Consider the following 15,385-nt stretch of genomic DNA (forward strand, 5'->3'; position numbering starts at 1 on the left):
ACAGGAAAGAAGTAGAGCGAAGCCTTTTGTGTAGCTCTGCTTCTTTTTGTATCTGACATGCTAATTTTGATACAATAACTAATAAGGGCGGTGTTGCTATGAGAGAAAAAATATTGGTAATTGACGACGATGAAAAAATCACTTCCATGCTTCGCCGGTCGTTGGCATTCGAAGGCTATACGGTATTTACGGCCAATCACGGCATGGACGGCTTGAAGCAAATTTTGGAGCATGATCCTGATGCGGTTATTTTGGATGTGATGATGCCGCAGCTCGACGGCTGGGAGGTTGTCCGGCGTATCCGCGAAGGCGGGACGACGGTGCCGGTCCTGATGCTGACGGCCAAGGACGAGGTCGCCGACCGGGTCAAGGGGCTCGACATCGGAGCCGACGATTATTTGGTGAAGCCGTTCGCGCTCGAAGAGCTGCTTGCGCGGATTCGAGTGCTGCTGCGCCGCAAGACGGCGGAGAAAGCGGAACAGCCGACGAACCGGCTCCAGTACCAGGACGTCTTCATGGATCTGGACACCCGGGAGGTATTCCGCGGCGGCCAGTTGATCGAGCTGACGACGAAGGAATTCGAGCTGCTGCATTTATTTATGCAAAATCCGAAGCGGGTGCTTTCCCGCGATTTGATTATGGAAAAAATATGGGGTTACGACTATAGCGGCGAGTCGAACGTCCTTGAGGTTTATATTGCGCTGCTTAGACAAAAAACGGAGGAGCATGGGCACAAGCGGATGATTCAAACCGTTCGCGGAGCCGGGTATGTATTGAGAGGAGAGGGCTGACGTTGTCCATTCGTCTTCGTCTAACATTATGGTATACGGGCATTTTGTCGGTCACGATATTGCTATTCGGCTTCGGATTGTACGGTCTGCTTTATTTTAACAACTACAACTATTATAAAGAGGATCTGACGAATCAGGCGAACGATGTATACGCCCGCATTCAGCCGCGGATGGTCATTACGCTCGGAGGCGGCGTCAGCTGGGATTTCGGACTGCAGGGCAGAGATTTGCTCAAAAGCTCCACGACGTTCTACCAGCTGGACAATTTTCTTAACGGAAGGACCGATAAATCGTCCAATTTGCAGCAGCTGCAGCTGACGCTTCCCGAGCTGACCGACAAGCAGAAGCAAGCGCTGATTCAGGATCAAAGCCTGATCCGCAAAACGAAAATTGAAAATCTCGATTTTATCGTCTACAGCCTGCCCATCACGGTGCTCAAAAACGGCCAGCAGCAGCTGGCCGGCGTTTTTCAGGCGGCGGTCTATACGGAGTCGTTCGAGAAGCTGTTCGCGCTGCTGCGCATCATTCTCATATCCGCATCGATCGTGACGATATTGCTGGCGGCCTCGATCGGCTGGTTCCTTGCGCGCAAGGCGCTCAGACCGATCGATCAGGTCATCGCCGCGGCGGATCAGATTGAGAAGGGCGCCGATCTCGGCAACCGGATCAATTACGACGGACCTGATGATGAGATCGGAAGATTGACCAATACGATCAACGGCATGCTAGGGCGCCTCCAGACGACCTATTCCGATCTGGAGGAAGCTTACCGGAGGCAGCGCCGGTTTGTGTCAGATGCATCTCACGAGCTCAGAACCCCGCTAACGACGATCCGGGGCAATGTCGATTTGCTGGAGAAGATGTGGCGGCAAACCGCCGCCATCGGCGAGCTGCAAGACCGTCAGCAGCTGGAGATGTCGCTTGAGGCTATGCATGACATCGCCGGCGAATCCGAACGGATGACGCGGCTTGTGAACGACTTGCTGGCGCTGGCCAGAGCCGATGCGGGCTTTCAGATGGAGAAGAGCGAAATGGAGCTGAAGCCGATTGTCGACCAGGTCATTCGCAGGGCGCAGCTGCTTCCGCATAACGTCGATTGGCAGGCCGGAGATTTGAGTGCGTTGGAGGGCGTTGTCGTCATAGGCAATCGCGATTACCTGCAGCAGCTGTTGTTCATTTTCGTCGAAAATGCTTTTAAATATACGGAGCATGGCTATGTGAAGCTGGATGCGCTGCGCATGAACGATCAGATCGGGGTGCGGATCGAGGACACGGGAATCGGCATGGATAAGGAAGAGATACCGCTCATTTTCGAACGCTTCTACAGAGCCGATCCGTCCAGAGGCAAGACATCGGGCACCGGTCTCGGGCTATCGATCGCCAAGTGGATTATCGACGAGCATCAAGGCTCTATCGAGGTGAAGACGCGCAAGGATGAAGGGAGCACTTTTGTCATCTGGCTTCCTATGCTAGAGGATTCGACAACATTCGTGCACAGGCATTCCCTAGAGGAGAGTAATCAGGTATAATGGATGTGAAGGGCAGGTGCAGGAATGGACATTATCAAAATCTCGCCTCGAGGCTACTGCTACGGGGTTGTAGATGCCATGGCGCTGGCTATGCAAACGGCAAAAAATTTGGATCTGCCGAAACCCGTGTATATTTTAGGCATGATTGTGCATAATTCCCATGTTACGGATTATTTTGATAAAGAAGGCGTTATTACGCTGGACGGACCGAATCGTCTGGAAATTCTTGAACAGGTGGAAAAGGGCACGGTTATTTTTACCGCTCACGGCGTATCGCCGGAAGTGCGCAAGCTTGCCAGAGATAAAGGGTTGACGGTAGTAGACGCTACATGCCCGGACGTTACGAAGACCCACGATCTGATCAGGGAAAAAACGGCGGAAGATTATCACGTCATTTATATAGGAAAGAAGGGGCATCCGGAGCCGGAAGGAGCGATCGGAGTAGCGCCGGGACGCGTGCACTTGATCGAGAAGCTTGAAGAGATCGAGAAGCTGGAGCTGGGCTCGGAGAAGATCATCATTACGAATCAGACGACGATGAGCCAGTGGGACATTAAACATATTATGAACCGGCTGCTGGAGAAGTTCCCTCGGGCCGAAATTCACAACGAAATTTGTTTGGCGACCCAAGTGCGGCAGGAGGCGGTAGCGGAGCAGGCGAAGGATGCCGATCTCGTGCTGGTCGTAGGCGACCCGCGCAGCAACAACTCGAACCGGCTCGCGCAAGTGGCCGAGGAGATCGCCGGGGTCAAGGCGTACCGGATTGGAGACATAACGGAGCTGCGCCGCGAATGGCTGGAGCCGGTGAGGCGAGTGGCCGTAACTTCAGGCGCTTCTACGCCGACACCAATCACTAAGGAAGTCATAAACTATTTGGAACAGCTTGATCCAAACGATCCGGAAACTTGGGAAATCAAGCGAACCATTAATTTCGAGAAGCTGATTCCGCCGGTGAAGAAAAAAGCGGGAAACGAATAACAAACGTTAGGATGAAGGGATATGCAGCAGAAGAGAACGGCAAAAAGCAAAAAGCCTTTTCATGTCCGCAATATTGCACGCTGGTTTAAATACAAATATTTGCTGCTGACTCGGGCTAAAGGCGGGCCAAGCATGGTTGCGATGGGGTTTTCCATCGGTTTGGCTATAGAAATGTTCACGCTGCCGACGGCTGGACTTGCATTCTTCCTTATATTTCCATTCGTTTATTTGTTTCGAGGGAGTATGGCTGCGGCTTTGATCGGCTTCGTTTTCGGCAAAGTGATCTATATTCCCATGACGTACTTCCACATGAAGGTTGGAGGCGCGCTTATGCCGCACGGCGCCCGCAAGTTTCTTGCGTATCATCTGCCCGATTGGATGGATGCGTTTATCCGCTCGAACCTGAAGCTGTTTATCGGCGGCGTCATTGTCGGAATCTTCCTCGGTTTGCTTGTGTACTTCCCGATCAAATGGGGACTTGAATTGTACGACTCGCGGCGCAAGGAAAAGCGGAAAAAAAGAAAGGCTCAGCTGATGGTCAGACCGGAGTCGACGCAATAAAAAAGGAAAATAAAGCCTCCTACTTGACGGGAGGCTTTTTCTTATTGTATAGTTACTTTAGTGATTAAAAGCTTAAAAGCGTATAAGCGTCGAAGCGTTCAAGTGAATTTTGTATAAAAGGGAGTGCTGTTATTATGATCGTTATTATTTCGAATAAAGTATCCGAAGAGAGAATTCAGGAAATTGTCCATCATATCGAAAAGCACGAGGTGCAGGCGCATGTGTCCAAAGGAGTGGACCGCACCGTGATCGGCATTATCGGCAAAGCCGATCCGATGCTTGCCGAGCAGCTTCGCCAACTATCGGGCGTAGAGCAGGTGGTGAAAATCTCCAAATCGTATAAGCTGGCGAGCCGCGATTTCCATCCGGCGGATACGGTCATCAAAATTAAGGATGTGGAGATCGGCGGGGAGCAGCTCGTTATCATGGGCGGACCTTGCGCCGTAGAGTCTCCCGAGCAAATCGATGAAATCGCCCGGCTCGTGAAAGCAGCGGGTGCGCAGGTGCTGCGCGGCGGCGCCTTCAAACCGAGAACCGGCCCTTACAGCTTCCAGGGCGTCGGCGTGGAAGGTCTCGTCATGATGGCGGAAGCGGGCAAGAAGCACGGTCTTCTGACGATTACCGAAGTGATGACGCCGGAGTATGTAGATGTATGCGCCGAATACGCGGATATTTTGCAGGTCGGTACGCGCAATATGCAGAACTTCGATTTGCTCCGCAAGCTCGGAACGATTCAGACGCCGGTTCTGTTGAAGAGAGGGTTCAGCTCTACGTACGACGAATTCCTGAACGCCGCCGAGTACATTTTGGCCGGAGGCAATCCGAACGTAATGCTCTGCGAGCGCGGAATCCGAACATTCGAACCTTACACGAGAAATACGCTCGATCTCGCCGCCATCCCGGCGCTGCAATCGCTCAGCCATCTGCCGGTCATTTCCGATCCGAGCCACGGCACGGGGCGCAGAGAGCTGGTCGAGCCGATGAGTAAAGCTTCCGTAGCCGCAGGCGCTAACGGGCTGATCGTGGAAATGCATACCGATCCGGACAATTCGATGACAGGAGACGGGGTTCAATCGCTGTTCCCGGATCAATTCGCCAAGCTGATGGTCGATTTGGAGAAGCTGGCTCCGCTGGTAGGCAAACGGTTTGATACGAAAAAAGAGTCAATTACCGTATAATCTCACAAGCAAATAAATAAATGACAAGACTTGATTTCCCGTTAATGAGGAGATCAAGTCTTTTTTTGTCGAAAATATGAACAAAATCGATCGATGTGTGAGAATACCTTACATATCCATAAAAAATACCTGACATAACTATTGACGGTTATTCACGAAAAGTTTTATAATAACACCATAATAAATAAAAAACTTGAACAATGTACGAACAAACCGTGAAGAATGTTCGGAAATTAGGAGGTTGGCTACAATGTCAATTCAAAACGTATTAAGCATCCTTAAAGAAAAAGGCATCGAGTGGGTAGATTTTCGCTTTGTCGATCTTTCCGGTAGAGCTCATCATATTTCCTTGCCAGCGAATGAAGTTGACGAAGCTACATTTGTGAACGGGGTAGCGTTCGACGGATCTTCTATTCCTGGTTTCAAAGGTATTGAAGAATCTGACATGGTTATGCTTCCTGATACCGAGACGGTATATGTAGACCCTTTTACTGCTCATCCTACGCTGATCGTGATGTGTAATATCCACACTCCTGAAGGCGAGCGCTATGATCGTGACCCGCGGAGCATTGCTCAAAAAGCGGAAGAGTACTTGCAATCGGCAGGAGTAGGCACAACGGCATTCTTTGCCCCTGAATCCGAATTTTTCATCTTCGACGAAGTTCGTTTCGAGAGCGGACAAAACAAATCTTCTTATTTCGTAGATTCCGAAGAAGCTCACTGGAACTCGAACCGTAAAGAAGAAGGCGGAAACCTTGGCTTCAAAGTCGGTCATAAAGGCGGTTACGTGCCTGTAGGTCCTACGGATACGCAGCAAGACATTCGCAGCGAAATGTGTCGTCTGTTGATGGAAGCCGGTCTTCGTATCGAGCGCCATCACCATGAAGTGGCTACCGCCGGTCAAGGCGAAATTAACTTCCGCTTCGACACATTGACTACAACGGCCGATAACCTGATGAAATATAAATATATCGTACAAAACACAGCCAGACAATACGGCAAAGTGGCTACGTTTATGCCAAAACCGCTGTTCGGCGACAACGGAAGCGGCATGCACGTTCACCAATCGATCTTCGACGGCGATACTCCTCTTTTCTATGAAAAAGGCGGCTACGCTAACCTGAGTGAAATGGCATTGAACTACATCGGCGGTATCTTGTACCATGCGCCTGCTTTGATCGCGTTGACGAACCCGTCCACGAACTCGTTCAAACGTCTGGTTCCTGGCTACGAAGCGCCGGTTAACCTGGCATTCTCCAAAGGCAACCGTTCCGCAGCGATTCGTATTCCGGTTGGCGCCGTTACGCCTAAAGGCTGTCGTATTGAGTTCCGTACTCCGGACTCCACCGCGAACCCTTACCTTGCTTTCGCAGCTATGCTGATGGCCGGTTTGGACGGCATCAAGAAGAAAATCGACCCTCGCGCTCTCGGCTATGGTCCGCTGGATAAAAACATCTACGACCTGTCCGACGCAGAAAAAGGCGAAATCCGCAGCGTGCCTGGCACGTTGGACGAAGCTCTTAACGCTCTGGAAGCCGACTATGAGTTCTTGACTGAAGGCGGCGTATTCACGAAAGACTTCATCGATAACTACATCGGTTTGAAACGCAGCGAAGCCAAAGCCGTATCCATCCGGATTCATCCGCATGAATACTCCTTGTACTTCGATCTGTAAGATCCGCTCTAATACGATCTATATAATAGAAAGAAGGCAGTCCCGGTTCATATTCGGGGCTGCCTTCTTTGTGCTGAAGGACGGCTGCACGCCGCCGGGTGCTCCGGCGGTTACAAGGCATCGCCGATGAGCGCATCGGGGGCGGAGGCATCGACGAACCGTCCGCCTTGCAGCATGGGGACCGCCTCGTAGCGATCCGTGCTCGAGCAATGCGTGACATCGTCTTCGAAGCCGCGCAGACGAAGCTCCCGGCCGCTGGCGCAGTCCAGGAGCAGCGCCCTCACGTCGCTGCGCACCGCCTCGTAGGCAGCAGCGCACAGCCGGGCCTCCGGGGAGCGGCTGCCGCTCAGCCCGGAGAGAATGGCTCCTGCGCCCAAATAATCTTCGATAGCGGGACGCAGGCTATTTTCTTCTTGGCGGGCGTTGTCCCACCGTTCCCCGCAGGCGATGACGGTAACGGCTTTGCCGGGTCGCAGGAGTCTCAGCCGTTCGGCAGCGCGTGCCGCGGCGGAGGCGTTGAGCAGACTGCCTGCGATGACCGCGGCCGTTTGCGCTGCGGCTCCGGCTGCGGTGCAGGCGGCTCCGTTGGCGGAGCAGAGGACGAATGGCCTGGATCGGTCCGCAGAGCCGAACGATAAGGGAGAGAGCGAATGGCCTCCGGTCTTGGCCGCTTCGGCCCGGCCGGTAACGAGCTCCGCTCCCTGAGCTGCGGCAAAGGAACGGGCGCCCTCCATCGGCGGGGGATACGGTATAATCAGCGCGCCGTAATGCAGCGCGGTAACGACCGTCGAGGAGAAGCTGAGAACATCGACGATGATGACGATATCCCCTCGTTCGGCGGCAGCTCTGGCCCCGCGCGGGCCCCATTCGATTCGGCAATCGTAAGGCGCTTGATCAGTGTAGTGAAAACCGTGTAGGACGTTCATGAGTTCCATCCTTGCATAGGATACATATACACAATCTTTTGCGCGATCCACTCGAACCCCTCCGCAGCGTAGAGAGAGCGGGCCGGAGCGTTATCCAGGTCGGTTTCGAGCTGCATGCGGCCCGCGCCCCACTCCTCGGCCAAGGCCGCCGCGCGCCGCAGCAATGCGCTGCCGACACCGAGCCTACGGTACAACGGAGCCGTAAACAGATCCTGAATCCGCATAATCGGCAGCCCTTTCGAGGTGGAGAAGCCCCAGTTGTACGTAAGAAAACCGGCCGCATGGGAATCGAACCGGGCGAGCAGACCGAAGGCGTTCGGGAACTGCAGCAGCCGTTCCAAGGCATGGCGGCATTCTTTCGTCAGATGGTCTTCATGTTTGGCGTCGCGGGTACGGTACATCGTTAATAAGCGGGTCATTTCGTCCAAATGCTCCGCTCCCAGCTCGGCTACAGTTACATGGTTCATGTCTTAACCTCCTTAGGGTATGGGCTTGCAGGAAAATTGTGACATGAAATCCGGGGAAAATATAGACTTATACTGAGCGGTTTGTTATGATGTTGAATAAGGAGTATCCGAATTTCCGGACTCCCTGAACGGATGAGTGAAAATCAAATACTACACATGACGGACCGCTGAAGCAGCGGTCCTTTTTGTATATTTCGGTGCAAAGGTAAAAGATGGGATCGACCTATTGAGCCGGGAATAAAGTTAGTGGTAACCTTGATTTAGTAGAAGGATTTTCCAAATATATCATTTTCAACATTAGCTCATGCTTGAGATTTCAGCCTAATACAGAAATTTAATAAAGATGGGAAGGAAGCGGTAAAATGGATGTTTATATCGACGATCACAAGCTGATCGAGGAGATTAACAAACTTCATTATCGGCAGTTTCTGGAAGTCCATATATCCCCTGATGATAAAGATATTTTGGTAGTGTTCGGCAGTTCGGATGTTCCGGAACCCAATTATGCATTCGATGAATATAACCGGTCGATTTGGAAGTATTCCCTGGCAAGCAAAAGCTGGATTCAGATGACATCGCCGGAGGAAGATTCGTCAAAGGTGGCCTGGTGTCCTCTCGGCCTGAAAATTGCCTTTGTATATTTGAACAATGGACAAAAAGAGCTCGGCATCATGAACCGGGACGGATCGGATAGGAGAATATTAACACAATCCACATTCGGCGGCAGAGACCCTTTTAACGGAACAACATTATGCTGGTCTCCGAACTCTCAACACCTGGCTTATGTAGTGATGCCTAATGGCAGCAAATACGGATTAGCCAAAAAAATGAAAGAGAAATATAGAAATCCTGATGATATTACTATTTATAAGGGCGGCGATGATTTATATAAAAAAATGCGTCTGGAGTTATCGGTGTTTGAATCCGAATTGCATCTTATAGACGTGAACACGCTTGAGGACCGGAAAGTCCTATCGGTCAAAGAGAAAATGATAAAATTGGAACAATGGTTTCCTGAAGGGAATAGCCTGCTGATTTCAATAGGGGATGAGCTTTGCCGATTAAACTTGGACAATGGTCAATGTACAAGTCTATATAAAGGGCGCATCGAATTAACCCAAATGATAGGCAGCGAGATTCTCATGGCTAGACGGGCGGCAAATGAAATACAGGCAGGGAAAATTACCGACGGTGAATTTCAAATTGAAAATGCAGTACATTCCCCAGGTTATAATAACCAATTGCATACGTGGTCGAATGATGGAAAGTATATCGTTTTCAGCGCCCAGAACGGTGTTACGAATGCACTGTATACGTTCTCAAGAGCGAATTCTCAAGTGAATCAAATTACCCCTATAAATCATGCAGTATGGTCGCCCAGACATCGCGCAGGAGCAAAGAGCTTTCATTATTCTTGAAGGAATTGTCGTTTTGCCTCCCGGCTTCAAGATACAAGTCAAAAAAAGCCCGACATTAGTATTTTTACATGGAGGACCGGCGAATGGTACAGTAACCGCAAGCTTGACGGAGCTCATTTCGGCGCGGGGTGAAAGCGCCGCATTTTATCTTGCGCTGCATGGTTATGCCGTTTTTCTGCCGAATTTTAGAGGTAGCAGCGGTTACGGCGATACGTTTATGGAGGAGGCGAAGGGTGCAAGTTTAATGTCTGCACCCTATGAAGATGTCATTGCAGGCGTTAAGCATCTTATTGATCTAGGAATTACGGACCCCGACCGATTGGGAATTTACGGATCAAGCTTTGGGGCTATGCTGGTAACGTGGACTGTTGCTAAAACATCCATATTTAAAGGTGCGGCTGCAGCCGTCGGTATTTATGATCTTCTCTACGATGACCGATATGGCAATAAAGGCAGCTATGAAGAAAAGTGGGTAGACAAACAAATATACAAAATGAATTCGCCGATTGAGCAGGTTAATGATATTGAAGCACCTGTACTTTTTTTCGAAACCAGCGCAGAGCGCTCGCTCTATGGCAGTGTAGCCACTCCGTTCATAAACGGATTGAGATCCAAAAACACGGAAGCCTATTTAATTTGCTATCCAAAGGCTTTCCATAATGGGGGATGGAATGATATTTACAAAAAAGATTATATGAAAAGACTTCGGCTTTGGTTTGATCATTGTATTCACGGCAAAGATTTGCCTGGAAGCTTTTATGAAGCATAAACTGCGGCTTGCGGTTGATTTACATAGAAAACCGCGCCAATATTTCATACATCGGCTGATGGTTCATCCGTGTGCGGTACAGAACGAACTGTGAGCAGCTCCATGAAGATTCGCCGCTTCGCATCCATTCGGAATCCAGCTCGGCAGCCGGAGGGAAGGGCGATTCGTCCGCATACTTCCTCGCTATAGTAATATGGGGGCGGTAAGGCCGGTCCTCCGGCCGGAAGCCGAGGGGCATCACCGACTGCTCGATGCGGGACTGCAGCGAATGCAAAGCGTCCAGCTCCCCTTGCACGCCCATCCACAGCACGCTCGGAGCGGGCGGTCTGCCGAACGTGCCGAGGCGACCGAGCTGCAAGCGGAACGGCGCTCCCGCAGACGCCGCATCGTTCATTGCCGCCTTGACCTTGTCGGCTGTCACGGTGTCGGTGTCGCCGAGAAAGGTCAATGTGATGTGCAGGTCGTCCGGATACACCCATTTGCGGAAAGCCAGTTTGGGCTGCAATTGCTCCATAAGCTTGCTAAGCTCGCTTCGCGGCTGCGGAGGAACGGGAATAGCGATAAAAAGCCGGTCTTTGGTCATAACTGCTTCCTTCCTTCTCTCATTGAAGTTTCATCTTCATCAGCATTTCCGGCAGGTTGTGAAATATGTATCAATGATGTGAAGAATGCGCATAACTACTTGATGGATAGGGACAAACTTGCTATCATAGCCATATCATATCAAAAGATGCTGATGCTAAAAACAGGTGAAGGTGTGAAACCATGACAAAACGCGCGTACAATTTTAACCCGGGTCCAGCCGCTCTGCCGCTTGAGGTGTTGCAGCAAGCACAGGAGCAATTCGTCGATTACAATGGAATCGGCATGTCCTTGATGGAAATTTCTCATCGCAGCAAAGAATACGAAGCGATCAACGCAGAGACGCAGGCGCTCTTGCTGGAGCTTCTCGGATTGGAATCCGGATATAAAGTATTGTTTATGGGGGGCGGAGCCAGCACGCAGTTCGCTACCATTCCTTTGAACTTCCTGAAGCCGGGCAAGGTCGGCAGCTATATTATTACCGGCAGCTTCTCGGAGAAAGCCTATGAAGAAGCGAAAGTGTTAGGGGAAGCGGTTATCGCGGCATCCAACAAGGAAGGCAAGTGGAGAAGTCTTCCGAAAGCGGAAGACCTGCGGATCGATCCGAATTCGGCTTACGTTCATATGACGACGAACAACACGATCGAAGGCTCGCAGTTTTCTTATATTCCGGAGACGGGCGGCATTCCGTTGATCGGCGATATGACGAGCGGCATTTTGAGCCGTCCGATCGACGCCAAGAAGTACGCGATGATCTATGCGGGAGCACAGAAAAACCTGGGTCCGTCCGGCGTGACGGTAGCGGTGATCCGCGACGATCTGCTGGCGGACGAGCCTAAGCATGTTCCGGTTATGCTGCGTTATTCGACGCATGCGAAGAACAGCTCGCTCTATAATACGCCTCCGGTTCACTCGATCTATATGGTGAATCTGGTTTTGAAATGGGTGAAAAACAACGGCGGCGTCGCGGCGATGGAGAAAAACAACATCGAGAAAAGCAAGCTCGTATACGACGTCATCGATGCGAGCGGCGGCTTCTACAACGGAAACGTCGATGCCGACAGCCGTTCCATTATGAATATTACGTTCCGCTTGCCGAGCGAAGAGCTGGAGAAGCAATTCGTGAAGGAATCGGAGAAGCATAACTTCGTCGGTTTGGCGGGACACCGCAGCGTTGGCGGCATTCGCGCGTCGGCTTACAACGCCGTGCCGTACGAAGCTTGCAAAGCGCTGGCTGATTTTATGGCCGACTTCCAGAAGCGCAACGGATAAGGAATCGAACGGGCAGTCCTTGCTGCACAAGGGGGACTGTCTTTTTCTTTTGCGGGCGGGCGGCTTGATAAGAAGCGCCGCTTCGGTGACAGCAAGCGGCGCTTCTCGAGCCAGGCAAAATAAGAGAGGGAGCTTGAGAATGGGGCGGGCTTAAGCGAGCGATTCTTTAACTGCAGGCTCCGCCAGCTTGTAGCCGACATTGCGAATCGTGACGATATATTCCGGGTTGCGGGCGTTATGCTCGATCTTATCGCGCAGATGGCTGATATGCACGTCGACGATGCGCGTATCCCCGAGAAAATGGTAGTCCCACACGCCGTGCAGCAGCTGCTGGCGGCTTAACACTTTGCCTCGGTGCTTGCAGAGAAACAGCAGCAGATCGAATTCCTTCGGCGTCAGCTCGATAATTTCGCCGCGCAGCGTCACTTCACGCTGATCGGGTTGAATTTCGATCTGGCCGATCGTTACCGGAGTGTTCTCCGCAATGGACGGCAGCGTCTGAATTCGGCGCAGAATGGCTTGAATCCGCGAGATCAGCTCCTGCGGGCTGAACGGTTTCGTCATATAATCATCCGCTCCGTTATCGAGGCCGGCGATTTTATCGGATAAGTCCTGCATGGCGGTCAGCATAATGATCGGCACGAGATTGTTTTGTTCGCGCAGCTTGCGGCATACTTGAATACCGTCCATTTTGGGCAGCATAAGGTCCAGCACGATAACATCGGGGCGAAAATGCTGAATGGCCGGAAATACCGCTTCGCCGTCATATACGCAGTGCACCTCGAAGCCTACCAGCTTCAGGTTAAACTCTATTAGCATCGAAATGGAAGGTTCGTCGTCTACGACAAGAATTTTCTTCTTCATCCTTCGAATCTCCTTTTGTCTAAGCGCTTGATAACTTTATTATGCCGGATTACTATCAACACGATATTAAGATCAAGTAAACCGAGTGTAAAAATTTTTTGTACAGAGAGGCGGGTAAAACACAGATGGCTTTTCATATCGTATTAGTCGAGCCGGAAATTCCGGCGAATACGGGCAATATCTCAAGAACGTGCGCGGCGACGGGAACGTGGCTGCATCTGGTCAGACCGCTCGGATTTGATACGGATGACCGCACTTTGAAGCGGGCCGGGCTCGATTATTGGCATTCGGTCAAGCTTGAATATCACGATTCGTTTCAGGAAGTGAAGGATAAATACAAGGACGGCCGTTTTTTCTTCGCGACGACGAAGGCGGATCGGCTTTACACTGATTTTACATTTCAGGACGGCGACTTTCTCGTCTTCGGCAAAGAGACGAAGGGACTGGCGCCGGAAATATTGGCGGAGCATCCTGGACAATTAATGAAGCTGCCGATGTCGGATGCGGTCCGTTCGCTGAATTTGTCCAACTCCGCAGCGATCATTTTGTATGAAGGCTTGAGGCAGACCGGCTTCCCGGGATTGCATTAAAAAAACGGTGCAACCGATTCGAGGGGCAGGCTCAGCGAACTTTTTCACAGTACTTCTAGAGGTATGGCAGGAATTTTGACATATTCAACGAATAGTATAATGACAGGCTGCAATCCGATGGTTACGGTTGTCGGCTAGGATTGTACTGTTCGTTTTTTTTTGCGTTGGAAAGACGAAAGAGAGGTGAATTTATGATGAAACCAGCAGGTGTAGTTAGAAAAGTCGACCAGTTGGGCCGGATTGTGCTTCCGAAATCGCTGCGCAAGCGTTATCAGATGAATGAAGGGGACCCTGTTGAAATATTGGTTAGCGGAGACCACATTATTTTGGAGAGATACCGTCCGCGCTGTGTGTTCTGCAGTTCCATGGAGCAGGTCAGCGAATTTAAGGAGCGCCATATTTGCGGGGAATGTCTTGCAGAGATGGGCGCGATGAAACAAAAGGCATAATACGGGAAAAAGCAGAAAGCATCACGGAGTCCTTAAAAACTTAAGGAACGTGATGCTTTTTATCATGATTGGAAGGAAAAGCCCCTTACAGGCCTTTCGTCTTGTCGTCATTATAAGCTGCAGTGCACATTGCTACAATAAACATTAAGAATACTAAAATGACAATCCAAAATGTTGCTGACATCGGATGCACCCCCTGCACATTATTATAACCAATGCTAGGCGAAAAAAATATTACCAAAATGTGAACATTTATTTAAAAAACAAGAAATGCGTCGGCAGCAGGCGCAATTTTCCGTCGGAAGGGCGATTGATGATCTGGCCTTCATAAATCAGGCTGGAGGAGCCGCCGCCGTCCAAATTGTACGCATCCTTGACACCCATCGCTAACAGCTTGTCTTGAAGCTCGGCGAGCGTAGCTCCGGAATTGCCCCGTTCGTCATAACCGTCGGTAACAAGGAAAATCAACTGGTCGTTCTTGAAATTGCCGACCACCGTTCTCGGGGCGCGGGCAGGAGAGGTCTGCCACTGCGGCGGAATCGACTGCTTCTTGCCGTTCTGCAGCAGAACGGGAACGAAGGTGGCTCCGAACGCCGGACTCAGCTTATCCAAATCCTGCTGCCGGGAGAAGCGCCCTCCGATCAGCTTGCGGTCCGTGCTCAAGCCCACGAAGGCCAAATCTTCAAACGTCGGCTCGAAGCCGTATACGTATTTGCTATTGTAGACGGTCGTGCTGAGCGGATACCGTTTGCCGGTTTTGCTGTCGTCGGCGAAGCCTCCGGCGTTGACTCCCGCGACCGCGCCATAGCGCCGGGCCGCGTCGAGCGTCGTTTCGCTGCCGCCGACGGCATCTTTGCCGAGCACCATCTTCATCGCCTTGTCCGATTTCATATTGACTTTGAGCGCGTAGCCCTTATAGTTCGAATCGCTGAAGTTGTACAGCTTCAGATCGATGTTCGAGCTGACGGTTTGTCTGGCGAGCTTCCCGCCGAGCTTGGAGCTAATGCGCGAATCGAAGACGGCTTCGGGTTTGGCGGAGGCTGCCTCGGCCGTCGCCACCATCGCAGTCACATCGGAGGCGCTTTTCTCGTACAGCTCGAAGAAGCGTTCGATCGTCGACTTGGTCTGCGTCGCGTCGTCTTTGGCTTTATCGAGCTGCTCGCTTGATTTTTGCAATTCCTCTTGGATGGAGAAGTCGGTCTTGGCGATTCGCTGCAAATCCGGCAGCTGTACGGACAATTGGGATAAAAGTAAGAAAGCGACGATTCCGATAAAAGGAGCAAGGGCCAAGAGCATCGTGCGGTTAATAAGTTGAACCGGATTCATTTTGTTCACA

16 protein-coding genes are annotated in these 15,385 nt (G+C 51.2%); 11 read left to right on the forward strand and 5 right to left on the reverse strand.

Features of this window, described 5'->3' with window-relative positions; all coding sequences use genetic code 11:
- Positions 1-98 precede the first annotated feature (98 nt).
- From N0M98_RS21680 to glnA, 6 genes are all read left to right on the forward strand, one after another.
- Positions 99-791, forward strand: coding sequence for a response regulator transcription factor (locus N0M98_RS21680; protein ID WP_249861597.1), 693 nt, complete (start codon positions 99-101; stop codon positions 789-791).
- A gap of 2 nt (positions 792-793) precedes the next feature.
- Positions 794-2,320: a sensor histidine kinase gene (locus N0M98_RS21685; protein ID WP_249861598.1), complete on the forward strand. Its 1,527-nt coding sequence runs from the start codon at positions 794-796 to the stop codon at positions 2,318-2,320.
- A 24-nt stretch (positions 2,321-2,344) separates the two neighbouring features.
- Complete coding sequence (locus N0M98_RS21690) at positions 2,345-3,298, forward strand: 4-hydroxy-3-methylbut-2-enyl diphosphate reductase (RefSeq protein WP_249861599.1); 954 nt, start codon at positions 2,345-2,347, stop codon at positions 3,296-3,298.
- Positions 3,299-3,319: 21 nt separating this feature from the next.
- Positions 3,320-3,859: a DUF2062 domain-containing protein gene (locus N0M98_RS21695; RefSeq protein ID WP_249861600.1), complete on the forward strand. Its 540-nt coding sequence runs from the start codon at positions 3,320-3,322 to the stop codon at positions 3,857-3,859.
- Between the two features lie 134 nt (positions 3,860-3,993).
- Complete coding sequence (aroF, locus tag N0M98_RS21700; RefSeq protein WP_259619113.1) at positions 3,994-5,037, forward strand: 3-deoxy-7-phosphoheptulonate synthase; 1,044 nt, start codon at positions 3,994-3,996, stop codon at positions 5,035-5,037.
- Positions 5,038-5,287: 250 nt separating this feature from the next.
- Positions 5,288-6,712, forward strand: coding sequence for a type I glutamate--ammonia ligase (gene glnA / locus N0M98_RS21705; protein ID WP_249866452.1), 1,425 nt, complete (start codon positions 5,288-5,290; stop codon positions 6,710-6,712).
- Positions 6,713-6,822: 110 nt separating this feature from the next.
- Here the strand turns inward: glnA and N0M98_RS21710 are convergent, their stop codons facing one another.
- Positions 6,823-7,638 (reverse strand): 2-phosphosulfolactate phosphatase, encoded by an 816-nt coding sequence (locus N0M98_RS21710; RefSeq protein WP_259619114.1) that lies wholly within the window; start codon positions 7,636-7,638, stop codon positions 6,823-6,825.
- Positions 7,635-8,105, reverse strand: a complete 471-nt coding sequence (locus tag N0M98_RS21715; protein WP_259619115.1) for a GNAT family N-acetyltransferase — start codon at positions 8,103-8,105, stop codon at positions 7,635-7,637. Before N0M98_RS21715 ends, N0M98_RS21710 begins: the two co-directional genes overlap by 4 nt.
- 362 nt (positions 8,106-8,467) lie before the next feature.
- Here N0M98_RS21715 and N0M98_RS21720 point away from each other — a divergent pair, with 362 nt between their 5' ends.
- Entirely contained in the window at positions 8,468-9,523 is a 1,056-nt protein-coding gene (locus N0M98_RS21720; protein ID WP_259619116.1) for a TolB-like translocation protein, read from the forward strand.
- Positions 9,468-10,292 carry an alpha/beta hydrolase family protein gene (locus N0M98_RS21725; protein ID WP_259619117.1) on the forward strand — a complete coding sequence of 275 codons (825 nt, stop codon included), beginning with the start codon at positions 9,468-9,470 and terminating at the stop codon, positions 10,290-10,292. Before N0M98_RS21720 ends, N0M98_RS21725 begins: the two co-directional genes overlap by 56 nt.
- 19 nt (positions 10,293-10,311) lie before the next feature.
- Here the strand turns inward: N0M98_RS21725 and thpR are convergent, their stop codons facing one another.
- Entirely contained in the window at positions 10,312-10,875 is a 564-nt protein-coding gene (gene thpR, locus N0M98_RS21730; protein WP_259619118.1) for an RNA 2',3'-cyclic phosphodiesterase, read from the reverse strand.
- Between the two features lie 182 nt (positions 10,876-11,057).
- Here thpR and serC point away from each other — a divergent pair, with 182 nt between their 5' ends.
- On the forward strand, positions 11,058-12,146 hold the full coding sequence (gene serC / locus N0M98_RS21735) for a 3-phosphoserine/phosphohydroxythreonine transaminase (protein WP_249861607.1): 1,089 nt from the start codon (positions 11,058-11,060) through the stop codon (positions 12,144-12,146).
- A 150-nt stretch (positions 12,147-12,296) separates the two neighbouring features.
- On the opposite strand, the gene N0M98_RS21740 is transcribed toward serC, so the two are convergent.
- Positions 12,297-13,010, reverse strand: a complete 714-nt coding sequence (locus N0M98_RS21740; RefSeq protein WP_259619119.1) for a response regulator — start codon at positions 13,008-13,010, stop codon at positions 12,297-12,299.
- 125 nt (positions 13,011-13,135) lie between these two features.
- Here N0M98_RS21740 and N0M98_RS21745 point away from each other — a divergent pair, with 125 nt between their 5' ends.
- Both N0M98_RS21745 and N0M98_RS21750 read left to right on the forward strand, forming a co-directional pair.
- Complete coding sequence (locus N0M98_RS21745; protein WP_249861609.1) at positions 13,136-13,600, forward strand: tRNA (cytidine(34)-2'-O)-methyltransferase; 465 nt, start codon at positions 13,136-13,138, stop codon at positions 13,598-13,600.
- Positions 13,601-13,794: 194 nt separating this feature from the next.
- A complete protein-coding gene (locus tag N0M98_RS21750) occupies positions 13,795-14,049 on the forward strand; it encodes an AbrB/MazE/SpoVT family DNA-binding domain-containing protein (protein WP_249866453.1) in 255 nt (84 codons plus the stop codon).
- 252 nt (positions 14,050-14,301) lie between these two features.
- Here N0M98_RS21750 and N0M98_RS21755 read toward each other — a convergent pair whose 3' ends face one another.
- Positions 14,302-15,375 carry a phosphodiester glycosidase family protein gene (locus N0M98_RS21755; RefSeq protein WP_249866454.1) on the reverse strand — a complete coding sequence of 358 codons (1,074 nt, stop codon included), beginning with the start codon at positions 15,373-15,375 and terminating at the stop codon, positions 14,302-14,304.
- Positions 15,376-15,385 lie beyond the last annotated feature (10 nt).

Source organism: Paenibacillus doosanensis, from assembly GCF_025060755.1.
GTDB classification, from domain to species: Bacteria; Bacillota; Bacilli; order Paenibacillales; family NBRC-103111; genus Paenibacillus_S; species Paenibacillus_S doosanensis.